The following is a 22743-nucleotide window of genomic DNA, read 5'->3' as shown; positions in this document are numbered from 1 at the left end:
GTGCGCTCAGCCGCCCTGGCCGTCGGCAGTGACGGACTGACCGTCCTCGTCCGCCGAGGGCTGCTGGTCCGCGACAGCGGGTCCGGGCGGCGCCGCGGGGCGCTCCGACACGGGCGGCGGAACGCGTCCGCCGACCGCCATGGCCTGGCCGCCGCGCTTCTCACCGTGGAGGATGATGTCCCGGATGGTGCGGGGCCGCCGCGCACGGTCTGCCTCCGACCGCTCGGCGAGCTCTGGGTCCGGGGATTCGGACGGGGTGTCGTTCTCGGTGCTCACCAACGGCTCCTCACTCAGGGTCCGGTGTGGATGAAGGGGGTCCAGCCGATCAGCTCCACGCCGGGCTCCCGGCGCAGTTCGCGCACGGCCTCGTGCAGCGCGAGCGCCGTGCCCTGGGCGTCCAACTTCCCCGCTGTGGCAACAGAGTTGTAGACATGGTCGGCTACGTACGTTGCGAACCGGTCATAGACCGACCACAGGGTCGCCACCACATGCCGGTAGCCGGCGAAGTGCAGCGCGGCCGAGAGATGGATCGCCTCGTCCGGGAGCCCGAAGTCGGTGACCGCCGTCCGGCAGCTCGACAGGAACGCGAACTCCGCCTCCGTCAGATCGAGTCCCGCGATGTCACCGACCGTCAGACGCGCGTCGTACAGCTCGATGCCACTGTCCGACGGGCTGCCGGTGTCCATGTCGCCGTGGCAGCAGAAGTGCGCCCAGCTGTGCCCGCTCAGCTCGGAGAGTACTCCGGCCCGCGACGCCTCGGGCCCCGAGCGGACCGTGCAGGAGTCCGGGAAGTGTGCCTGCACCAGGCGCAGTTCGTCCCGGGCGTACGGCAACGCCCGCATACCGGGGGTCTGTTCCATGGCGACCATCAGCATTCTCCGGCTTCCCGGCCCCGGAGGTCTCCGGTCACGGCTGCGCACCAGCGCGCGCAGCGTAGGTGTGTACGACGAGACGACGCGGTCCAGGACGCAGGTTCCCGGCGGTGCGCCCGGCGCGTGCAGGCCCATGGCGTGGAAGGGGAGGAAGGCCAGCGGTCCGGTGGGGCACCACCACACCCGGGGCCAGGAGCCGTCGGCGGGCGGGGAGGTGAAACCGAGGGCGTCCAGGACGGGTGAGGCGATCGACTCCCACATCCGCGCCAGCACCGACTCCGTGGTTCGGCCCAGCCGGTCGTAGTCCTCCTCGGTGGCGTCCGGCTGGTCGCATGCCTCGAGGTCGGAGACGTATTGGATCGCCGCCCGGGTGATCTCGGTGCCGGTGATGCCGAGCGGGACGGTGCGGACCCCGGTGCGGGTGACCGCCAGTGCGTCGCAGCGCCGGCCTGCGACGTTGATCAGGACGACGGGGCCGCCGTCGGCCGCACGGCGCAGTTCGCCGAAGCGCGGTGGCAGCAGGAAGTCACGGAATCCGGGCACCTCGCGCCTGATCCGCTCGGTCAGCTCGTCCCACTCGCGGGCCAGCGTCATCCTGTGGTCCGCGGCTTTGGCAGGCAACCGGTACGGGGTGTCGGATCGCGTGTCCAGGGCCTGGAGCTCCGTACGCGTCCGCGTGAGACGGGCGGCGAGTTCGGGCTCCACCCGGCTCAGCGCCGTCATGTCCGCGGTCATGTCCAGCAGTTGGTTCCACAGCACGGAGCGGCCGTGCTCCAGCAGTTCCACGGCCCGCTCGGGGAGACCGGCTTCGAGCGCGGCCGCCGCGGCGCTCTGGGTCAGGGCACTCAGATCGCGCAGCAGCCGCTCCCGGTCGGTCCGGCTCAGACCGTGCCAGGCCAGCAACGGCACGCAGGCGACGGCCTGTTCGTAGTCGGCGAGGGCGGCGGCCGGGTCCTGCTCCCGCCCAGCCCGGTACCGCAGTGCGTCCAGGCGAAGTTGGGGCGGAGTGCCGGCCGAGTCGGCGACCAGGCCCAGGGCTTCGTCCGCGACGGCGCGGTCGGCGGCGCGGTCCGTGGCGGAGCGGCCGGCGGCCGTGGAGCGGGCGGACAGGCAGCGCGCGAGCAGGTAGAGGTGCGAGGCGTGGTCGGGATGGTCAGGGGTGACCTCGTCCAGAGCGTCGTGGAGGGCCGTGATCGCGTCGTTCAGGTCGGTGAGTTCGCCTGTCTCGTCGGAGCGCGCCGCGAGGCACGACGAGAGGTTCGCGAGGATGCCCGCACGGCGCGGGTGCCCGGGGGGAAACGTGGCGACGGCGTTCGTCAGCGAGTCGATGGCGGCGTCGATGTCGGGCTTCCGGCGCCGCTGCCGATACCGCGTCCACTGCGTGAGGCCGAGATTGGAGAGGACCGTTCCGTATTGCGAGTGGCCGGTCGGGATGGACTCGGCGGCTGCCGTGGAGGCGTCCACCGCGCTGTCGAGGTCGGCCGGATCGTGAAACTCGAGGTAGCGGTTGCGCAGGACGATGCCGGCGAGGTTCAGGGCCGCATGGCGCTCGCGCGGCAGCAGGTGGGCCAGCGCGGCCTGTGCCAGGTCCACGGCTTCGTCGATGTCGGCGCGCGCTCCCAGCCGTTCGAAGCGGTAGTTGAGGGTGACTCCCAGATCCACCTGGGCCGAGGCCGCGACGAATCCGCCGGACGCCGAGGCGGCGGTGACGGCCCTGCGCTCCGCGGCGACCGCGGCGTCCAGGTCACCGGGATGGGAGAAGTACAGGGCGCGGGCGCGCAGTGCGTGTGCCAGAGTCCCGTGCACCACGTTGCTGTTGGGGTCGCCGTCGCAGAGCAGCGCGACGGCCTCGGTCGCCCGGCGGACGGCCTCGTCCAGGTCCTCGCGGGAACCGGTGATCTCCGAACGCTGTACGAGGGCCGTCCCGAGCAGGTGCAGGTCGCGTGACCGGATGCCGGGAGGCGCGGTCGCCTCGGACCGTCGCACGGCCTCGCGCCCGAGTGCCACGGCACGGTCGATGTCGGAGCGGCACGCGGCCAGCAGGTGCCGGGCGACGAGGGCCTTGATGAGCTGCCGGAGGACGTCCGCGGACGCGTCCGAGCGGTGCAGCGACTCCAGGGTGGAGATCGCCTCGTCGAGGTCCGCTCCGCTGCCGGAGAACCGTTCCCGGTGAACGAGTATGGCCCCGAGCTGGAGTCGGTATCGCGCCCGCTGCCCGTGTGCGCCGGAGTCCGCGCGAGCGAGGGCGGTACGGACGATGTCCTCGGCCGCGTCGAGATCAGCCGGCTTGCCGTTGCGCAGGAAGCGCTCGAAGAGCGCGGACGAGAGGAGGGGAGCGGCGCTGGAGTGGAGGTGGCGGGCGGCGGCCTCGGACCAAGAACCCCCGTAGGCGGTGCTCAGGAGGGAGACGGCCGTATCGAGGTCCTCCGGTCCACCGCGCGCCGTATACCGCCGATAGTGGGCATGACCGAGGTTGACCTGGTGCTCCGCCTCGACGGCCGTCCCTCGCGGCGCCGCCGCGACGACCTCGGTCAGCACCTGCACCGCCTCGTCGTGGGCTTCGGACAGCAGGAGCGAGACTCCGAGGTTCTGGGCGGTCACGAGCCAGTCGGTGCCGTCCGGATCCAGATCGGCCACGGCGGAGCGCAGCGCGGCCACGGCCGCGTCCAAGTCCTTTTCGGTTCCGTCGCGTTGGCGGCGCAGAAGCAGTGCGGTCCCGAGCCCCGCGTACCAGTGCCCGAACCCTTCGGGTCCGCCGGGAGCGGCGGCCACCGCGGCCTGGAGCAGGGTGATGGCGAGGTCCAGATCCGCGTGGCCCCCCTGCCGTTCGAACCGGACACGCAGCAGATGCCCCCACAGAAACCGGTACCAGGGGCGTTCCGGATCCCCCGGTGTCTCGCCCGCCAGCGTCTCCGCCCCCGCCAGCAGGTCGATGACCGCGTCCAGCGCGCCGGGTGCGGGATCCGCCTCCGCCTCGGTCACCAGCCGGAAGGCGTCGGGAAGAGTGAGGGAACGGGCGGCGTACCGGGCGTCGAGCACGGCACGCAGCTTTGGAGGAATCGGGGTGTCGGGCGCTGCCGCTCCGGCGACCAGGAAGAGCTGCACGGCGATCTCCGCGCACTCCAGCCCGTCGTCGGGGTCGTTGGTCTCCTGCTGCCTGTACCAGTGGAACCAGGCGAGTGTCGTGACCGTCTCAAGGTCGTCCCGGTCCACCTCGCCCAGCAGGGCCTCGGCCGCCGCCCGAGCCCACGGTGTGAGTACGGCGGATCGGTCGACCCCCGCCGCGTAGTCGTCCACCACTTTTTGCAGCATGGCGAGTTGATGCCGCTTGTCTGTCCGGCTCATCGCATACCCGACCGTCCCCCGTCGTCGGGAACGAAGCTAACAGGGGCCGTCCGGTCAGTATTCGCTTTCCACCAGAACCACTTCGAGCGTGCGCGGCCCGTGCACCCCCTCCACCCGGTCCAGTTCGATGTCGCTGGTCGCGGACGGGCCCGAGATCCAGGTCAACGGGCGGGTGGGGTCGAGGCGTTCGAGGGCCTGCGGGACGGAGGAGACGACCTGGTCGGGGGCGCGGACCACGCAGATGTGGTGGTCGGGGACGAGGGTGATGCGGCGGCGGCCCTGGTCGGGTCCCGCGTCCAGGACGATGGTGCCGGTCTCGACGACGGCGACCGCACACGCCGTCACCACGCTGTCGACCCGGTCGAGCTCGTGCGGGGTGCTCTCCGGACGGTCGGCGACCTGTGTGACCTTTGCGGATGCCAGCCACCCCTCGTCAAGACCGGGCGGCACCAGCACGCTCTGCGACCTCCGGTCGGCCAGCAACCGGGCGATCACGGCGGCCAGTTCGCCCGCCTGGCAGCGGTGGACGATCGCCCGGTAGTCCGCCAGGTTCTCGGCCAGCAGCTCCACGGTCTCGGCGACGCTCCGGTCACCGTGCTGCCGTAGATAGTCCCGGGGTACGGCCTGCTCGTACTGGGGGTCCCTCCCAGGCCGTTCAGGCACTGGGGGAGTGTCGCCCGGTCCCCGCCGTACGTCCGCGAGCGCCCGCTGCACCCGGCCCAGAATCCGGTCCCTGCTGCTCACTTGGTTCCCTTCTTCCCGCCGTCGGTGCGCTGCCACCAGTCGCGGAACGGCTCCTTCGGTACGGCGGGCAGGTCCCGCGTGCCGCTCCAGGCCTTGCCGGGGCCGGGCAGCGTACGGGGATGCAGGTGGCGGGTGCGGGAGGCGAGCCGCTGGCCGGTACGCAGGGCTCCCGGGTGCGTGAACGCCCAGCGCGCCGCCCGCATGGCCGCACGCTCGGCGGCGTGCCCCTTCGCCGGTTGCAGCACGACCTTGTTGCCCTGCCGTATCACCTGGCCGCCCTCCACGACCCGCTCCCGCAGATGCACCAGCACCTCCGGGATGTCGATGGCCACCGGGCACACCTCGTAGCAAGCCCCGCAGAGCGAGGACGCGTACGGCAGCGAGGCGTCGATCTCACTGTCGGTGCCCCGGAGTTGGGGGCTGAGGATGGCGCCGATCGGGCCGGGGTAGACCGAGCCGTAGGCGTGGCCGCCCGCGCGCTCGTACACCGGGCAGACGTTGAGGCACGCCGAGCAGCGGATGCAGCGCAGGGCCTGGCGGCCGACCTCGTCGGCGAGCGTGTCGGTGCGGCCGTTGTCGAGGAGGACCAGGTGGAACGCCTTCGGGCCGTCCTCGTCCGTGGTGCCCGTCCACATCGACGTGTACGGGTTCATGCGCTCGGCCGTGGAGGAGCGGGGGAGGGTCTGGAGGAACACCTCCAGGTCACGCCAGGTAGGCACGATCTTCTCGATGCCGACGACCGAGATCAGTGTCTCGGGGAGGGTGAGGCACATCCGGCCGTTGCCCTCGGACTCCACGACCACCAGCGTTCCGGTCTCGGCGACCATGAAGTTGGCGCCGGAGATGCCGACCTTGGCCCGCAGGAACTTCTCGCGCAGGTGCAGCCGGGCGGCCTCGGCGAGTTCGGCGGGTGTGTCGGTCAGATTCTCGGGGGCCGGGCGGCCCCATGCGCTCATCTCGGAGCGGAAGATGTCGCGGATCTCGCTGCGGTTGCGGTGGATGGCCGGGACCAGGATGTGCGAGGGGCGGTCCTTGCCCAACTGCACGATCAGCTCGGCGAGATCGGTCTCGTAGGCGTGGATTCCCTCCTCGAGGAGCGCCTCGTTGAGCCCGATCTCCTGCGTGGCCATCGACTTGACCTTGACGACCTCCGACTCGCCGGTCTCCTTGACCAGTTGCGCCACGATCCGGTTGGCCTCGTCGGCGTCGGCGGCCCAGTGGACGGTGCCGCCCGCGGCGGTGACCGACGCCTCCAACTGCTCCAGATAGTGGTCGAGATGGTGCAGCGTGTGGTCCTTGATCCGCCGGCCCGCCTCCCGGAGGTCCGCCCAGTCGGACACCTCCGCGACGGCCTTCGCCCGCTTGGCGCGGATGGTGTGCGTCGCGTGGCGCAGATTGCCGCGCAGGGTCGTGTCGTTGACGGCCTCGTGCGCGGCCCGGGGAAAGGCCGGCATCCCCACGAACGTCCCACTCATACGGTCGGCTCCTCCTCCGTGCTCGCCAGGATCTCCGCGATGTGCACCGGCCGCATGTCCGTACCGAGCCGGGTCATCGTGCCGCCGATATGCATCAGACAGGAGTTGTCGGCGGCGCACAGCACGTCGGCGCCCGTCGACTCGGCGTTGCGCACCTTGTCCGCGCCCATCGCCGCCGACACGTCCGGGTTCTTCAGCGCGAAGGTCCCGCCGAAGCCGCAGCACTCCTCGGCCCCCGGCAACTCCACCAGCTCCAGCCCCTTCACGGCCTGCAGCAGCCGCCGAGGCCGGTCGCCGAGGCCGAGGGCGCGCAGGCCGTGGCAGGTCGGGTGGTACGTCACCGTGTGCGGGTAGTACGCCCCGACGTCCGTCACCCCCAGCACGTCCACCAGGAACTCCGTGAGCTCGTACGTCTTCGGAACCACCGGCGCCAGCGCCGCGGCCACCGCCTCCCCGCGCCCCTCGGCCCGCGCCCGCTCGCCCAGCCGCGGATACAGCTCGCGCACCATCGCCCCGCACGAGCCGGACGGCGTGACGATCGCCTCGTATTCTCCGAAGACCTCGGCGAACCGCCGCGCCAGGGGCTCCGCCTCGTGTCGGTACCCGGTGTTGTAGTGCGCCTGCCCGCAGCACGTCTGGGCCATCGGGAAGTCGACGTCGACGCCCAGCCTGGTCAGCAGTCTCACGACGGCACGGCCCGTGTCGGGATACAGCGTGTCGTTGACGCAGGTCAGAAAGAGGGCGACACGCATCGCGGCTCCTTGTCGTCGATCACCGGATGATCGCAGCGTAGGCCGTGGAGGCGTCTGAGGGGAGACCCCGCCGCCCTCGAACAGCGGCCGCGGGGCAAAAGGAGTTGCGAGAGCGGTACGGCGGCATAGCCTGCCCTCATGACCGAGCCGAAGGCCGCCCCGCTGCGGCCCATGCCCGACGACTGGCGGCGGGCCCTGGCCGTGGTGGCCCACCCCGACGATCTCGAGTACGGCTGCTCCGCGGCGGTCGCCGCCTGGACCGAGGCGGGCCGCGAGGTCGCCTATGTGCTGGCGACCCGCGGGGAGGCGGGCATCGACACGCTGGACCCGGCGGTGTGCGGCCCGCTGCGCGAGCGGGAGCAGCGGGCGAGCGCGGCGGCCGTGGGCGTCTCGGTCGTGGAGTTCCTCGACCACCGGGACGGGGTCGTCGAGTACGGCACCGCGCTGCGCCGCGACATCGCCGCCGCGATCCGCCGGCACCGACCCGAACTCGTCATCACCCTCAACCACCGCGACACCTGGAACGGCGTCGCCTGGAACACTCCCGACCACGTCGCCGTCGGCCGCGCCACCCTGGACGCCGCCGCCGACGCCGGCAACCGCTGGATCTTCGCCGAACTCGCCGCCCAGGGGTTGGCACCCTGGAACGGGGTGCGCTGGGTCGCCGTCGCCGGATCCGACAGGGCGACCCACGCGCTGGACGCGACGCCCGGCCTGGAGCGGGCGGTCCGCTCGCTTCTCGAACATCGCACCTATCTGGGGGCGTTGGCCGACTCGGCCGCGGACCCCGAGGCGTACGCACGGGACTTCCTGGCCAAGACCGCCAGGGCCGCCGGCGAACGCTTCGGGGGGAGGCCCGCGGTCGCCTTCGAACTGTTCGGCGCGTAATCCAGCATGACGGGAGGCGATCCAGCATGACCGACAGGGACGTCCTCGCCGACCGCTTCGAGGAGCACCGCGGGCAGATGCGCGCTGTGGCCTACCGGATGCTCGGCTCGCTCGCCGAGGCGGACGACGCCGTGCAGGAGGCGTGGCTGAAGCTGAGCCGCAGCGACGCGGACGCCATCGAGAACCTGGGCGGCTGGCTGACCACCGTGGTCGGCCGGGTCTGCCTCGACATGCTGCGGGCGCGGACCGCGCGGCGTGAGGAGCCGATGGAGGACACGTTCGTCCCGGACCCGGTGATCCGGCCCCTCTCGCAGGCCGACCCGGAGCAGGGGGTGCTCCAGGCGGACTCGGTGGGGCTCGCTCTCCTCGTCGTCCTTCAGACGCTGGGGCCCGACGAGCGGCTGGCGTTCGTGCTGCACGACATGTTCGCGGTGCCGTTCGACGACATCGCGCCGATCGTGGAGCGCAGCTCGGCGGCGACGCGGCAGCTCGCCAGCCGGGCCCGCCGCAGGGTCCAGGGCGCCACGCCGTCGGCCGACCCCGACCTCGGACGGCAGCGCGAGGTCCTCGGCGCCTTCCTCGCCGCCTCCCGTGCCGGTGACTTCGAGGCGCTGGTCGCGCTGCTCCACCCGGACGCGGTGCTGCGCGTCGACGCGGGCACGCTGGTGCGGGGCGCCGCCGTGTCCAAGGTGGTGCACGGGGCGCGCGCGGTGGCCGAAAACGCCTTCGCCTTCCGGCAGTTCGCAAAATTCGTCCGCTTCGCGCTGGTCAACGGCGCGCTGGGCGCCGTCACCGCGCCCGAGGGACGTCCGCTGTCGGTCATGGCCGTCACGGTCGCCGACGGCCGGATCACCGGCATGTACATCCTGGCCGACACGGAGCGGTTGAGCCGGCTCGATCTGCCGTTGGACCCTGCCTCCTGACATGCGGGCTTGTCACGAGCGTGGGGCGGCTCGCGCACCGCGGCCGCGGGGTGGAGGGAGCAGTTCAGTACGCTGCCCTCATGCCTGATCGGACAGCCGTACGGCTGGATCTGCGCGGCGACTGCGCGCGCTGCTTCGGGTTGTGCTGCGTCGCGCTGCCCTTCGCCGCGTCGGACTTCGCGCTCGACAAGCCCGCGGGAAAGCCCTGCCCGAACCTCCGGGGCGACCACCGGTGCGGCATCCACGCCGAGTTGAGGCAGCGGGGCTTCAACGGCTGCACCGTCTACGACTGTTTCGGCGCCGGACAGCAGGTCTCGCAGCACACCTTCGGCGGACAGGACTGGCGCACCGGGGGCAGGGAGCATGCCCGCCGCATGTTCGACGTGTTTCCGGTCATGCGCCAACTGCACGAGATCCTCTGGTACTTGACCGAGGCGCTGGACCTGCCCGCCGCCCGCTCCCTGCACCCCGACATGCGCGCGGCCCTGGAGCGGACCGAGCGGCTCACCCGGCAGACCCCCGAGGAGTTGGCCGCCCTGGACGTGGCCGCGCACCGGCAGGGCGTCGGTGTGCTCCTGGAGCGTGCGAGCGAACGGGCGCGGAAGGCCGTCCGCGGGAAGAGGAAGGACCGCCGGGGCGCCGACCTTGCCGGCGGCCGCCTCAAGGGGGCCGACCTGCGCGGTGTCAGCCTGCGCGGTGCCTGTCTCATCGCCGCCGATCTGACCGGGGCCGATCTGCGCGACGCGGACCTGCTCGGCGCCGACCTGCGCGACGCCGACCTCACCGACGCCGACCTGACCGGCGCCTTCTTCCTGACCCGGCCCCAGGTCGACGCGGCCCGGGGCGGCTCGGGCACCCGGCTGCCGGGGTCAGTCACCCGCCCCGTGCACTGGGCAGCCGGCCACTGACGCGGCGGTGTCGGGGGCGTGCGGCACGGGAGCCGGCGCCGGGCGGCGCTCCAGGTGCAGGCGTAGTCCCTCCGGCATGACGGTCAGCCGCTCGGTCACCCGCAGCCGGTAGCCGGGGTCGGGCGTGAGGTCGTACCGGCGCAGCAGCAGGCCGAGGACGAGCGTCGCCTCGTGCAGGGCGAACTGGCGGCCTATGCAGGCCCGGGCCCCGGTCCCGAACGGCTTGAAGGTGTGCGGGGCACGGCCGCGTACGGCCTTCGCCTCGAAGCGGTCCGGGTCGAAGCGCTCGGCGTCCGGGCCCCACACCTCGGGGTCGCGGTGCAGCATCGGCGTGAGGATCAGTGCCCAGCCGCCGCGGCGCATCGGATGGTCCCCGGCCAGCACCGTGTCCTGCCGCGCCTCACGGGCGAAGGCGGGCGCGGTCGGCCACAGCCGCAGCGACTCGTCGAGGACCCTGCGCAGGTAGCGCAGCTTGGCGACCTGGTCGTAGCCGGGAGCGGGCGTGTCGCCCCAGACGCGGTCCACCTCGGCGCGGGCGCGCGCGGCCACCTCCGGGTGCTGGGCCAAGTAGTGCAGGGCGAAGGAGAGCGCCCCCGAGGTGGTCTCGTGCCCGGCCACCAGGAAGGTGATCACCTGCCGCCTGACGTTCTCCGGCGACAGCCGCTCCCCGGTCTCCGGGTGGGCCGTCTCCAGCATCCGGTCGAGCAGGTCCCCGTCCCCGCCGCCGGAGTCGCGCCGGGTCCGTACGACGTCGTCGACCGTGCTGTTCAGGCGGGCCATGTCGGCGGCGTTGCGGCGGCCGGCGTCGCGCAGCAGGAGCGGGGCGAGCGGTCCGGGCACGGTGTTGAGGCGCTGCGCATAGGTGAGCGTGCCCACCATCGCGCTCACGAAGGGGTGCGGGCGATCGCGCTCGAACGACCCGAAGTCGTGCCCGAATCCGGTGCGGGCGATCGTCTCCAGGGTCAGCTTGGTCATGTCGCCGGGCACGTCCACCGCGCGCCCGGCCGCCTGCTCCCGGTCCCAGTGGTCGGTCAGCCGCTCCGCCACGTCCAGCATCATCGCGTGGTAGCCCTGCATGGCCTCGCGGCTGAAGCCGGGGGCCAGGACGTCGTGCGCCAGCTGCCAGTTGGGCTCGTGGTTGTACGCCGTGAACAGCCCGTCACCGACGACCGGCCGCAGGTTGGCGACTCCGAGGCCCACGTGCTTGGCGAACCGGGACTCGTCCGCCATGTCGGCCACCAGCGGTGCGCCCCACACGAACACGAACTCCTTGCCGAACGCCCTGCGCCGGAAGATCGGGCCGAGCCTGCGCGCGATGCGCAGCGAGTCCTGCAGCGGGGTGCGCCGGTTGACGCCGACCACGTCGCCGAGGAAGGGGAGCCGGTGCGACGGATGCGGAATGCGGCGCAGTTCGGGCCAGCCCTGCTCGGCGCCGCGGAACCCCTTCGGCAGGCCGTCCGCGGCCGTCGTCCTCGTGGTCGTGGCCGCCCCCGCGGTCGTCTCCGCCATGGCGCGATCTCCCTTGATCCAGCTGGCTGTTGAACGTGTGGCGCATGAATGAACCCGGACGTGTTGTACGTGAGTTCAATAACTGGTTTCAGTCTGGTCCTGCTGTGGAATCGGCGTCAAGTACAGTGCGGACATGGCCGCGAACGAGGGCGCGCGCACCCGCCGCAGACTCAGCACCGGTGAGCGCCGGGAGCAGCTCCTGTCGGTCGGGGCCAGGCTGTTCTCGGAGAGTCCGTACGACGACGTGTGGATCGAGCAGGTGGCCGAGATCGCGGGCGTCTCCCGCGGGCTGCTGTACCACTACTTCCCGACCAAACGGGACTTCTTCGCGGCCGTCGTCGAGCGCGAGAGCGAGCGGATGCTGCGCATGACCGCGGCCGATCCCGGCGTCCCGGTGCGCGAGCAGCTCACGGCCGGCCTCGACGCGTATCTGGCGTACGTCGAGGCCCACGCCCACGGCTACCGCGCCTTCCATCGCGCCGACGCGGCGGGCGACCAGACGGTGCGCCGCGTCTATCAGCAGGCCCTGGCCGCCCAGGAGCGCCAGATCCTGGCCGCCCTCGGCGCCGACCCCGAGTTCGGGCCGCTCTTCGAGGACCGCCCCGACGTCCGCCTGGCCGTGCGCGGCTGGCTGGCCTTCACCACGGCCGTCTGCCTCGAGTGGCTGCGCGGCTCGGGCCTGACCCGGGAGCAGGTCCGGGACCTGTGCGCGCGGGCGCTGCTCGGGGTCATCGCCTGACGGCGCCGCCGTGGCCGCTGACGCACCACCCCGTGATTGGCGCACGCTCCGATCTCCGATAAGTTAGGCAAGGCTTACCTAGGGAGGTTTCGGGATGGGTGACAGCATGGGTGACGGTCAGCCCTGCACAGCGGTGTCCGGCGCGGCGGAACGGGCCCGCACGGTGCTCGCCGCCGCATGGTCCTGCGCGGTGACCGTGGACGGCGGCCGTGAGGAGCACGTCGCCGCGCACACCGTGACCGAGGACGGCCGGGTGCTCCTGCACATGCCCGAGGACAGCGCTCTGCTCGCCGCGGCGGTCTGTGCGCCGCGCGGGGAGCCGTCCGCGGTGCTGGAGTTCGCCGACGTCGCGCCCGTCCCCGTACGGCACCGGATCCGCGCCCGCCTCTGGCTCGCCGGCCGGTTCACCCCCGAGGACGGTCACCTCACTTTTCACGCCACCCGGGTGGTGCTCCGCGAGGCGTCCGGTACCGCCGTCGTCCCCCTCGACGCGTTCGCCGGCGCCGCGCCCGACCCGCTGGCCGGCGCCGAGGCCCGGCTGCTGACGCACCTCGCCGACGCCCATCCCGACGCCGTCGACCGGCTCACGCGGCTGGTCGAGCCCGGCAGTCTGCACGGCGCCGTCCGGGTCCGGCCGCTCGCCGTGGACCGGCACGGGCTGACCCTGCGCATCGAGCGCACCCGCACGCACGGCGACGTACGCCTGCCGTTCCACACGCCCGCCGACGACATGGCCCAGCTCACCGAGCGCATGCACGTGCTCCTGGAGCGGGCGAGCGGCCCGATGTGTCCCCGAGGCCTACAGCGGCAGCGCGCAAACCGCGACCGGTGAGGCGAACGGCTCGCCCGCGAGCCGCAGTTCACCGCTGCGCGCGTCCACGTGGAACACACTCACCGTGCCGGAGCGCTGGTTGGCCGCGAACAGCAGCCGCTCGTCCGGTGAGAAGGCGATCTGCCGGGGGAAGTCCCCGGCGACCGGCACGGTGTCCAGCAGCCGCAGCCGGGCGCCGTCCGCCTCGACGGCGTACCGGGTGAGGCTGTTGTCGCCCCGGTTGGCGAGGTAGGCGTACCCGCCGTTCGCCGTGACCAGGATCTGGGCCGGGTAACTTGTGCCCGGGCCGGTGCCCGTGGACTGCGGCCGGCCGATCGTCAGGCGTCCGGTGGACCGGTCGTACGCACAGACCACGATCGTGTTGTCGACCTCGTTGGCCAGGTAGGCGAACCGGCCGCCCGGATGGAACGTGAGGTGGCGCGGGCCCGCGCCCGGCCGGGTGTGCGCCCGGCCGGTCTCGGTGAGCGTGCCCCTCGCCTGGTCCAGGCGGTAGGTGTAGACGGCGTCGGTGCCCAGGTCGACCGCGAGGACATGGGCGCCGCCGGGACCGGTGACGAACTGGTGCGCGTGCGGGCCCTGTTGGCCCGGCCCGGGCGGCGGTTCGGAGTGCGTGACCAGATCGGTGTGTGGCCCGATGGCGCCCGAGGGGTCGATCGGATGCACGGCCACGCTGCCCGACTGGTAGTTGGCGCTCAGCAGCCACCGCCCGGTGGGGTGCACGGACAGATGGCAGGGGGCCGCTCCGCCGGTGCTTCGCGTGCCGAGCACCCGCCGGTCGGCCAGGCGGACGGCGGTCACGCCCCCGTCCGCGCGCTCGTCCACCGCGTACAGGGTGCGGCCGTTGGGGTGCACGGCGAGATACGACGGGTCGGCGACGCCCGTGAGGATGCCGGATCCGGTGATACGGCCCGTCGCCGGGCCGTACGCCGCCAGGCCGATGCCGGTGCCGCCGCCCTCGGCGGAGGTGTAGGTGCCCAGGTAGAGGGGGGGGAGCCGGACCGCTCGCGCGGGGGCCGCGGCCGGGTCTCCGGCCGTGCGGCGGCCCGTGACTCCCCTCGCCCGGCGGCCGGCGGCGCCGGTGCGGGAAGCGCCAGCACGGCGGCGGTTCCCGCCAGGGCCCCGATGAACCGGCGCCTGCTCCAGCCGCCGCTCTCCGCCGCCGCACCGCTGTCCATGCCCGCACCTCAGGTCGTCGGCTGTCACGGTCGTGACAGCCCACCTTGGCGTGGCGCGACCCCCATGTGCAAAGACAGCGGGGGAGGTTGCCCAGGGCGCGGCAGTCGTCCGCGGCTACCAGTCGCCGTCCTCGACCGGCTTGCCCGGTGCGTCCTTCAGCGGCCTCACCTGGTCCGGCGACGGCTCATGCCAAGGGTCGAGGTCGTCGCCGAGCCAGTCGCCGACCGGCTGGACCGCGTCCAGGGCACCGGTGGGGGCGACGTCCTCGGCGTCCTCGTCGTAGTAGTCGTACCAAGGCAGTCCCGCGCTGGTGTACGACGCCCGGTCCACCGGCGACGGCGGAGGAGCCTCGCCCGTGATGCGGCGCCACTCCGGCGGCGTCACCAGATGCACGAACACCCGCCCCGCGGGCCGGTCCGCCCAGTGCTTCGGCGGCCGGTCGTCCCGGTGGACCTCCTGGCGCATCGAGCCGCCGACGCCGAGCCCCATCGCCGCGCCCCGGCGCCGCTGCGCGGGCGCCGCGGCCGGTACCGCCATGGCCATGGGGGAGCCCGCGGGCAGCGGGCCGCCGTATCCACCGCTCGGCCCGGCCCCCCGCAGCGGCCCCCGCCGTGCCCGCTGCTCCTCGCGCCACGCGGCGAGCGGGCCCTCCTTCAGCGGGAACGACTGCAGCTGTACGCCGCCCCAGACCTCCTCGCCCGTGACCTGTCCCTCCACCGTGGCGCCGAGGCCCAGCGGCGCGGCCACGAACTGGCGGACCGTCCCCTCGCCGGAGTTGATGCCGTCGAGCCAGGGCTGCCGGGGCAGGACGACGTAGTTCTGCGGCTTCCGGGACAGCCGGTCGCTCCACCGCTTGCCCGACACCGCGCACACCTTGCCCACCCCGACCTGCAGCGCGGCCGGCTCCGTCGAGCCCGTGAAGCTCAGCCACATCGCCTCGCGCAGATACACCGGCAGTATCACGCCGCCGCGCGCCCGCCACTCCCGCGGCACCGTGTCCGCGTGGTCGGCCACCCGCCGGACCGGGAAATCGCCCAGCCCCGGAGGCAACGGGTGCGTGCCCTTCTCGGGCAGCCGCAGGGTGCGCACGAACCGCACCGCCACGCCGCCCGGAAGCCGCAGCGTGTTCCCCTCGATCCGTACGGCCGTGTCGGTCATCCGCGCGCTCCCCTCGCTCGTCCGTACGTTCCCTCACGAACATTCCCTCACGAAGAACGCCTGTTGGTGTCCGAGTGGTTCCGGCGCAGCCGCTCCGGCACGCCCAGGTGCTCGCGCAGCCACACCAGCCAGGGCAGCCGCGCGCGCTGGGCACGGGACACCCGGTCCAGCTCCTCCAGGAGGCGACGCGAGCGGTGCTCGATGGCGAGCTCGTCGATGACCCGGTTCACCTCGGTCAGGACGGCGCCGAGCAGCTGCCAGTAGTGGGGGTCGTGCTCAGCCTCGTCCCGCAGCAGCAGCGCCAGCTTGTCCCGGGTTCCCGCCGCCGCGTGCAGCTCGGCGGACAGCCGCTCCTCGGCCGAGTCCGCGCTGGCGGCCACGTCGGTGGTGACCAGCACCGCGAAGCTGACCACCGCGTCGCCGATCTCGGCCAGCAGCTGCTGGACGGCCGCGCCCGCCTCCGGCGGGAACAGCGCCTCGGGATCGCGGGCCTTCGCCAGGTCCGTGAACGTGCGGGCCAGCACCCGCAGCACGACCGTGCAGATCTCCAGCGTGTCCAGGCCCGTCCGCAGCACCACCCGGCGCAGCAGGCCCTCGCGCACGCGCGGATTGAGCCGCATGCTGTCCTCGGCCTGCCGCAGCGCCGCGTCCACCTCGACGATGGCGTGGTCGAGCCGGCGCGCCTCGTGCAGCCGCTCGGCCGCCTGCTGCCACGGGGTCTGTCCCGCGGCCTGCTCGCCGAGCCGCAGCATCAGCTGCCGCACCCGGCGCGCCAGCCCCTCGATCGACTGCCCGGCCTCGTCCACCCAGACCGGGGGAGCGATCAGCAGGTTGCAGCAGAGCCCGACGACGGCGCCGATCAGCGTCTCCACGATCCGTGCCCAGGCCGTGCTCCCGATGGTGGTGACCCCGAGTACCAGCATCGCGCTGATCGCCACCTCGGCCACGTACTCCCGGACCCGCACCAGGTGCCCCACGGTCAGCGCGGCCACGATCAGCAGGGCCAGGCTCCACCAGGTCAGCCCCACCAGCAGGCTGAAGGCGATGGCGACCAGGACCCCGGCCACCACGGCGTTCACCCGGCGGAAGCTGTTGGTGATCGTGGCGTACAGGGTGACCTGGACGACGAGCAGGGCGGTCAGGGGCGCGGTGAGCGGGGCGGGCTCGGGGCTCAGCCGCAGCGCGATGACGTACGCGATCGTCGCGGCGGTGGCCGACCGCAGCGTCTGATCGACCACGGGGTCCCATCGGAGCCTCAGCAACCGCCTCAGGAAGCCCTTCAGCTCCGCGGTCCACTTCCGTAGGTCTGGCACCTTGGGCCTGTTCCCGTTCCACCGACGCGTCCAACATCCCCCTTACACCCTTTGTGTGCCGGGGTCGGTCCGCAAGCCGTGCCCTGCGTCCCGACACCGTGCCGCCCAGGTCTACCCGTGGCGTTCGTCGGCCGGCAGCCGCGCCAGCATGCGTTTGGGGATGCCGCCGAACTTCCCCCGTACGCTCATCAGGTGATTGCGGGCCGTGCCCAGGGCGATGCCCAGCGCGTCCGCGATCTCCTGCGCGGTGAACCCCTTGGCGGCGAGCACCGCCACCTCGTGCTCGCGCGGTGTCAGCCCCGCGTGCGGCTGGTGCCGCTGGCTCTGGGGCACCCGGACCCGCTCCGGCCCGCGGTGCAGTCTCCGGTCCCGTACGACCGCCGCGAGCGACCGCTCGGCACCGACCGGCTCCAGCAGCTCGATCGCCCGGACACGCAGGGCGTTCCCCTCGACGACGGTGGGCGCCACCCGGGCCGCCGCGTGGAAGGCCCGGCCCGCGGTGATCGGCTCGGGCAGGGCGGCCAGCAGCTCCGCCGCCTGCCGCAGCCGCGGGTAGCCGCCGCGCCGGGCGGTCAGCCCTTCTACGAACAGCCGGATCGCCCGGGCCCGCGGTCCGGCGGGCCACAGCTTCTCCAGTGCCGCGGCCTCCCGCGCGGCCAGACGCGGATCGATCTCGGCGAGTGCCAGCAGCACGTCCTCCCAGCCGAAGCGGAGCCGTTTGCGCCGGACCTCGGCGAGCGCGGGCAGCAGGTCCCGGCACGGCGACGGCTCGGCGCGCGCCGCGCGGACGCGGGCGCCGAGCGCCAGCCACCAGTGCCCCAGCTCGTGGCAGCCCGCGGCCGTGAGCAGGGACAGCGTGCCGTCCCCGTCGACCGCGGGAAGCCGGCCGCTCCGCTCGAACGCACACGCCGCCGGAACCATCTCCGCGACGGAGGACGCCCAGTGCCGCGGTCCGTCATCGATCAGGCGGGCCTGTTCGGTCGCGCGGTCCAGTTCACCGGCGCGGACCAGGATCCATGCCTGGATCGCGTCGAAGGTGCGGAGCCACGACGAGGCGTACGCCGTCGAGCGGCCCTCGCGCAGCGCCCGGTGCGCCTGCGCGTAGTCGCCGAACGCCGCTGCCGTGATCGCCCAGTTGATGTGATGGGTCGCCGCCATCTCCGCCGTCGAGGCGTCGAGCCCCGGCGGCAGCAGCGCGGCCACCTGCTGCCATCTGCGCAGCGCGCCCCGCCTACCCAGATACGTCTCGCAGACCGCGAGATGACCGGCGCACAGTGCGATGACATAGGGGTCGCCGCTGCGCATCGCCAGCTCCAGCCCCTGTCGGCCCAGCCGGGCCCGGTGCGCGTTGGACGGGCCCTCGGTGCTCTCGGTCGGAAAGGCCATCCTGCCGAGGGCCAGCGCACGGCCCCGTACGTCGCGGGCCGCGGTGAACTCGCCGAGCGCCCGCACCTGGAACCGCTCCGCCTCGTCTCCCTCGGACGCCCGCGCGCGGGCGAGCAGCAGTTTCGCGCGTACGGCGGACTCGGTGGCCGTCTCGATCGCCCGGTCACAGATCCGGCGGGCGAGTTGGGCGTCACCGCCCCAGCGCATCAGCAGCGCCGCCAACTCGGCGACGGCCACCCGGTCCTGCTGCGCGTCCTGCGCGCTCGCCGGCAGCGCGGCCAGCCGCATGAGCGCCGCGTCCGGATCACCGCGCAGCCCGATCGCCTCGGCGTGCTGCAACGTCTCACGGATCTCGGGCGACACGTGCGCGGCCGCCGAGGCCACATAGGACCCGGCCACGTGCCGACCATGTGCATGACCAGTCACGTGACAAACATATGTGCAGTTACTGCAGTTCACACCCCCCGTGCCGTGCACTTTTCTGGTGACAGCCACTCCCCACGGCGTACAACCCCTCCCTGTCCCGCTCGGTGCCCCGCTGTTGGAAGGACACCCCCACATGCGCCGACTCCAGATCATCGCGATCGCGCTGACCGCCGCCTGCATCAGTGCGACACCTGCCATCGCCCACACCCTCCCCACAGGGGTGTCCCCGCTCCTGTCCTCGACCGCAAGACCCGGCGTCGCCCCGGCCGGAGACAACCCGCCCGAGGAGTTCGACTCCCGGCAGGGCCTCGACCGCCTCGTCCAACCGACCAAGGCCCAACTCGACGCGCTCTCCGCGCTGTTCGACGCGAGCGGCGCCCCCGCCGGCGCCCCGCGCGTGACCTGGAACCACCTGACCGGCACCCCGCGTTCGCTGCGCGTCCCCGGCGGCTATCTGAGCGACCCGCGATCCGGGTCCGCCGCCGACACGGCCCGCCGCTGGCTCGACGACCGACGCGCCTTGTTCGGGCTGACCGGCGCCGAGGTCGCAGCCCTCGACATCACCCGCGACCACGAACTGCCCGGAACCGGCGCGCGGGTCATCACCTTCCAGCAGACCTTCGACGGCGTACGTGCCGTGCACGGCGGCACTCTGATCGTCTCCGTCACCAAGGACGGCCGGGTGCTGTCCTACGCCGGTGACCCGGTGCGCGGCGGCGGACTGCTGGCCGGGTTCACCAAGTCGGCGACGGACGCCCTCACGAAGGTCGTCGGCGACCTGGCGCCCGGCGCCGACTACGTGGCGAAGGCCACCGGCGACGTCCAGGCCGGCTACACCGTGTTCAACGCCGGGCCGTTCGGCGACTCCCAGCGCGTCATGAAGATCGCCTTCCCGACGGTGGACGGGGCCCGGCCCGCCTACAGCGTGCTCTTCGTCAAGAGCCTGTCGGAGGCGTACGACGTCGTGATCGACGCCGCCACCGGAGAGAAGCTCCTGCAGCACAGCCTGGTCGACTACGACAGCGCGCCCGGCTCCGAGGGCACGGTGTACGAGAACTACCCCGGCGCGCCCAAGGGCGGCACCCCCGTGGTCAAGAGCTTCGGCCCGACCGCCGAGTCACCCTCCGGCTGGGTCGACCCGACCGGTATCGCCGGACTGCCCGGCCCGACGACGCTCGGCAACAACGCCAACACATTCGCCCAGTACACGGCGCCGCTCGCGCCCACCGACCAGCTCAACCGCCCGGTCAGCGCGACCTCCCGGTTCAACTACGCCTACACCGACAACTGGGGCCGTACCCAAGGCGCCACGCTCCCGCCCTCCTACGTCCTCGACCGCGACCCCGCGGTGACCAACCTCTTCTATCAGCACAACCGGATCCACGATCAGTACTACGAGCTCGGGTTCACCGAGACCGCGGGCAACTTCCAGGTCGACAACAACGGCAAGGGCGGCAACGGCGGCGACCCGGTCAGCGGCCTGGTGCACTCCGGCGCGCTCAGCGGCGGCTCACCGACCTACCTCGGGCGCGACAACGCCAACATGCTCACGCTGCCCGACGGCATCCCCTCGTTCAGCAGCATGTACCTGTGGGAGCCGATCAACGACTCCTTCGAAGGACCGTACTCGGACGGCGACTTCGACGAGTCGGTCATCCAGCACGAATACTCGCACGGCCTGACCAACCGCTACACCGGCGGCGGCGGCCTCGGCTCGCTCGGCGGGCAGCAGTCCGGTTCGATGGGGGAGGGCTGGGGCGACTGGTACGCCCTCGACCACCTCTACCGGGAGGGCCTGACCGACAAGCCGGTCGTCGCCCCGTACGCCACCGGGAACACCGAACGCGGCATCCGCAACTGGGACTACGACCACAACCCGCTGAACTACGGCGACTTCGGCTACGACCTGACCGGCCCCGAGGTGCACGCCGACGGCGAGTTCTGGACCGCCACGCTGTGGGACCTGCGCAAGGCGCTCGTCGCCCGCTACGGCGAGCAGGGCGGCAGCGACGTCGCCGAGCACCTGGTGACCGACGCGCTGCCGCTGTCGCCCCCGTCGCCGTCCGTGCTCGACATGCGCGACGCCATCCTTGCTGCCGACGCCCTGCGCTACCACGGCGACAACACCGACACCATCTGGTCGGTCTTCGCCAAGCGCGGCGCGGGCCGGTCCGCGTCGACCGTCGACAGCGACGACACCAACCCGGTGCCGGCCTTCGACCACGCCTCGCCGTCCCGCAACGGCACCCTGACCGGCTCCGTCGTCAACGCCGCCACCGGCAAGCCCATCGAGGGCGCCCGGATCGTCGTGGGCGAGTTCGAGGCGCGGGTGAGCCCACTGGCGAAGACCACCGCACAGGGCGGCTTCACCGCCCCGATGACCGACGGCGACTACACCCTCACCATCCAGGCGCCCGGTTACGGCATCCAGACCTTCCGCGACGTGTCCGTCACCGCGGGCCAGGCCACCGCGCGCACCTTCAAGCTCGCCCCGAACCTCGCCTCCACCGCCAACGGCGCCTCCGTCGAGGACACTTCGAGCCAGGACGACGCGCTGCCCGCCAAGTTCCTGCTCGACGACACCGAGAACAGCTCCTGGAAGACCAAGGACACGGGCACGCCGTACAACTCCGGCGGCAACCAGTACACGACGATCAAGCTGGCCCAGCAGGCGGACATCAGCTCGATCAGGATCAGTGCGCTCAAGCCGACCTCACTGCCGAGGTTCAACGCCGCCAAGGACTTCACGGTGCAGACCTCGACCGACGGCGTCCAGTGGCAGACGGTGAAGACCGGCACCTTCGCCGCCCAGTCGCCCCGCCCGGTCGCACCCGACCTGAACATCCGGACGCTGAAGCTGGACTCCCCGGTGAACGCCAAGTACGTCCGCGTGTACGTCGATTCGGTGCAGGGCGAGACGAAGACCTACGCCACCCTCGCGGAACTGGAGGTCTTCTCCGAGGACGCGACCGTGGAACCGCTGCCCAGCAGCCCGGAGCAGCCGTTCACCGTGAAGGGCACCATCGCGGCGGGCAACCCGGCGGCCGGAGTCCTGGTCCTGCCCGGCACCGAGCCGTACCGTCCCGGCGTGACCACCGCCGAGTTCACCGACACGTGCAACGCCGAACCGACGACGCAGGGGGCGGACGCCTGGGTCGCCAAGCTCCCCTCGGGCTTCGCCGACGGCATGCACACCGTGAGCTACGACTCCGACGCCGGAATGGACTTCTACTTCTTCGACTCGTCCTGCAAGTACCTCGCCGGGACGACCGAGTTGGGCACTGCCCCGTCGACCAAGGCGATACCGCCGGGGGCCGCGTACGTGGTGCTCCAGGCGTGGCAGGCCACCGACTCACCGTTCACCCTCACCGCGCAGCGTGCCGACTGACAGCTGTCGACTGACCGAAGGGGCCGGGTCGTCGGCAGTCCGGCCCCTTCGTCATTCCGTGTCGGCGGGTTCCGCGGCGGCCAGGGCCGGGGGCCACACGCCGGGGGCGAGGACGCCCAACGCGTAGGCGCGGGCGATCAGTTCCGTGCGGTTCGCCGCGCGCCAGCGGGCCGACAGACGCCGCAGGTGGTAGGTGACGCCGTCCGCGGTGAGACCCAGTTCGCGCGCGGTGCGAGCCGTGGTGGCGCCCTCGGCGAGCAGCGCCAGCACCCGGCCCTCCATGGACGTGACCCGCACCGGCCGCTCGGCGCGCGGCTCGTGTTCGCCCAGCACGCGCAGCATCACCAGCAGGGCGGGCGTGTCCTCCACGGTGTCGCTCACCGGGTCGGCCATCAGCTCGCCGTACCGCTCGCCGCCGTCGGGCGCCTGCCAGCGCACCGACACGTGGTACCGCGACCGGTGGCGCAGCCGCAGCGCCTCCACGATGCGTTCCACCTGCGTCGCCTCCTGCGGCCGGAACAGCTCCAGCACCTGCCTGCCGCGCAACTGACCCGGCGTCGCACCGCATTCGGCGGCCATCGCCGGATTCGCCAGTTGTACGATGCCCCGCGCGTCGCACACGGCGACGGGCATCGGGACCCGGTCGAAGACCATGAGGGCACGATTGCGCCACACCACGGCCTCGGACGGACCCGCCGCCGTCCGCACCTCCCAACGCACCGGGCCACCGCCTCCATCGACCATGAACGTGCAGGTCGGAGCCTACTGCTAGGGCGTTGGTGCTACGGCATCGAGCTGGCATAACGCAAGATCCCGCGGGCACTTTCCACTACGCGATCATGTAGTCACCCGGTATCGGTCGGGGTCCCCGGTCGACCACGCTGGAGCGCAGTACCCTCCGTACCGCGA

Annotated in this window: 16 protein-coding genes and 1 pseudogene; 6 read left to right on the top strand and 11 right to left on the bottom strand. The window is 72.6% G+C overall.

All coding sequences use genetic code 11. The features are described from left to right. Positions 1 to 6: 6 nt before the first annotated feature. From ABZ910_RS23540 to ABZ910_RS23520, 5 genes are read right to left on the bottom strand one after another with little or no spacing between them, the layout of a single operon-like run. Complete coding sequence (locus ABZ910_RS23540) at positions 7 to 276, bottom strand: hypothetical protein (RefSeq protein ID WP_361368419.1); 270 nt, start codon at positions 274 to 276, stop codon at positions 7 to 9. 14 nt (positions 277 to 290) lie between these two features. Further along, complete coding sequence (locus tag ABZ910_RS23535; protein ID WP_361368416.1) at positions 291 to 4217, bottom strand: CHAT domain-containing protein; 3927 nt, start codon at positions 4215 to 4217, stop codon at positions 291 to 293. Positions 4218 to 4271: 54 nt separating this feature from the next. Next, positions 4272 to 4961: an LUD domain-containing protein gene (locus tag ABZ910_RS23530; protein ID WP_361368412.1), complete on the bottom strand. Its 690-nt coding sequence runs from the start codon at positions 4959 to 4961 to the stop codon at positions 4272 to 4274. Then, positions 4958 to 6436 carry a LutB/LldF family L-lactate oxidation iron-sulfur protein gene (locus ABZ910_RS23525; RefSeq protein WP_361368409.1) on the bottom strand — a complete coding sequence of 493 codons (1479 nt, stop codon included), beginning with the start codon at positions 6434 to 6436 and terminating at the stop codon, positions 4958 to 4960. The genes ABZ910_RS23530 and ABZ910_RS23525 overlap by 4 nt, the downstream gene beginning before the upstream one ends. Then, complete coding sequence (locus tag ABZ910_RS23520; RefSeq protein WP_361368407.1) at positions 6433 to 7188, bottom strand: (Fe-S)-binding protein; 756 nt, start codon at positions 7186 to 7188, stop codon at positions 6433 to 6435. Before ABZ910_RS23520 ends, ABZ910_RS23525 begins: the two co-directional genes overlap by 4 nt. 138 nt (positions 7189 to 7326) lie before the next feature. Between ABZ910_RS23520 and ABZ910_RS23515 the strand changes: the two genes are divergently transcribed. From ABZ910_RS23515 to ABZ910_RS23505, 3 genes are all read left to right on the top strand, one after another. Beyond that, positions 7327 to 8076 (top strand): PIG-L deacetylase family protein, encoded by a 750-nt coding sequence (locus tag ABZ910_RS23515; protein WP_361368404.1) that lies wholly within the window; start codon positions 7327 to 7329, stop codon positions 8074 to 8076. 26 nt (positions 8077 to 8102) lie between these two features. Then, positions 8103 to 8999 carry an RNA polymerase sigma factor SigJ gene (sigJ, locus tag ABZ910_RS23510; RefSeq protein ID WP_361368402.1) on the top strand — a complete coding sequence of 299 codons (897 nt, stop codon included), beginning with the start codon at positions 8103 to 8105 and terminating at the stop codon, positions 8997 to 8999. Between the two features lie 80 nt (positions 9000 to 9079). Further along, complete coding sequence (locus ABZ910_RS23505; RefSeq protein WP_361368399.1) at positions 9080 to 9907, top strand: pentapeptide repeat-containing protein; 828 nt, start codon at positions 9080 to 9082, stop codon at positions 9905 to 9907. On the opposite strand, the gene ABZ910_RS23500 is transcribed toward ABZ910_RS23505, so the two are convergent. After that, positions 9869 to 11416 (bottom strand): cytochrome P450, encoded by a 1548-nt coding sequence (locus tag ABZ910_RS23500; protein WP_361368396.1) that lies wholly within the window; start codon positions 11414 to 11416, stop codon positions 9869 to 9871. The two genes, ABZ910_RS23505 and ABZ910_RS23500, sit on opposite strands and share 39 nt — an antisense overlap. A gap of 133 nt (positions 11417 to 11549) precedes the next feature. Between ABZ910_RS23500 and ABZ910_RS23495 the strand changes: the two genes are divergently transcribed. Together ABZ910_RS23495 and ABZ910_RS23490 are read left to right on the top strand one after the other, a co-directional pair. Beyond that, positions 11550 to 12155, top strand: coding sequence for a TetR/AcrR family transcriptional regulator (locus ABZ910_RS23495; RefSeq protein ID WP_361368393.1), 606 nt, complete (start codon positions 11550 to 11552; stop codon positions 12153 to 12155). A gap of 106 nt (positions 12156 to 12261) precedes the next feature. Next, positions 12262 to 12987: a DUF2470 domain-containing protein gene (locus ABZ910_RS23490; RefSeq protein WP_361368502.1), complete on the top strand. Its 726-nt coding sequence runs from the start codon at positions 12262 to 12264 to the stop codon at positions 12985 to 12987. On the opposite strand, the pseudogene ABZ910_RS23485 reads toward ABZ910_RS23490, so the two are convergent. The 4 genes and pseudogenes from ABZ910_RS23485 to ABZ910_RS23470 all read right to left on the bottom strand — a co-directional run bounded on the left by ABZ910_RS23485 (position 12955) and on the right by ABZ910_RS23470 (position 18419). After that, a pseudogene (locus ABZ910_RS23485) lies at positions 12955 to 14162 on the bottom strand (lactonase family protein). The gene ABZ910_RS23490 and the pseudogene ABZ910_RS23485 sit on opposite strands and share 33 nt — an antisense overlap. A 115-nt stretch (positions 14163 to 14277) precedes the next feature. Next, complete coding sequence (locus ABZ910_RS23480; protein WP_361368390.1) at positions 14278 to 15321, bottom strand: hypothetical protein; 1044 nt, start codon at positions 15319 to 15321, stop codon at positions 14278 to 14280. A 47-nt stretch (positions 15322 to 15368) separates the two neighbouring features. Continuing rightward, positions 15369 to 16634: an FUSC family protein gene (locus ABZ910_RS23475; protein WP_361368387.1), complete on the bottom strand. Its 1266-nt coding sequence runs from the start codon at positions 16632 to 16634 to the stop codon at positions 15369 to 15371. A gap of 111 nt (positions 16635 to 16745) precedes the next feature. Further along, positions 16746 to 18419 carry a LuxR C-terminal-related transcriptional regulator gene (locus ABZ910_RS23470; protein WP_361368384.1) on the bottom strand — a complete coding sequence of 558 codons (1674 nt, stop codon included), beginning with the start codon at positions 18417 to 18419 and terminating at the stop codon, positions 16746 to 16748. 160 nt (positions 18420 to 18579) lie between these two features. Here ABZ910_RS23470 and ABZ910_RS23465 point away from each other — a divergent pair, with 160 nt between their 5' ends. Then, on the top strand, positions 18580 to 21834 hold the full coding sequence (locus tag ABZ910_RS23465; RefSeq protein ID WP_361368381.1) for a M36 family metallopeptidase: 3255 nt from the start codon (positions 18580 to 18582) through the stop codon (positions 21832 to 21834). Between the two features lie 51 nt (positions 21835 to 21885). Here ABZ910_RS23465 and ABZ910_RS23460 read toward each other — a convergent pair whose 3' ends face one another. Next, positions 21886 to 22488, bottom strand: coding sequence for a PAS domain S-box protein (locus ABZ910_RS23460; protein ID WP_361368499.1), 603 nt, complete (start codon positions 22486 to 22488; stop codon positions 21886 to 21888). Positions 22489 to 22743 lie beyond the last annotated feature (255 nt).

This window comes from Streptomyces sp. NPDC046805 (assembly GCF_040645355.1).
Classification (GTDB): Bacteria; Actinomycetota; Actinomycetes; order Streptomycetales; family Streptomycetaceae; genus Streptomyces.
Note: the sequence above shows the minus strand (reverse complement) of the source record. Positions and strands in the feature narration are given on the sequence as shown.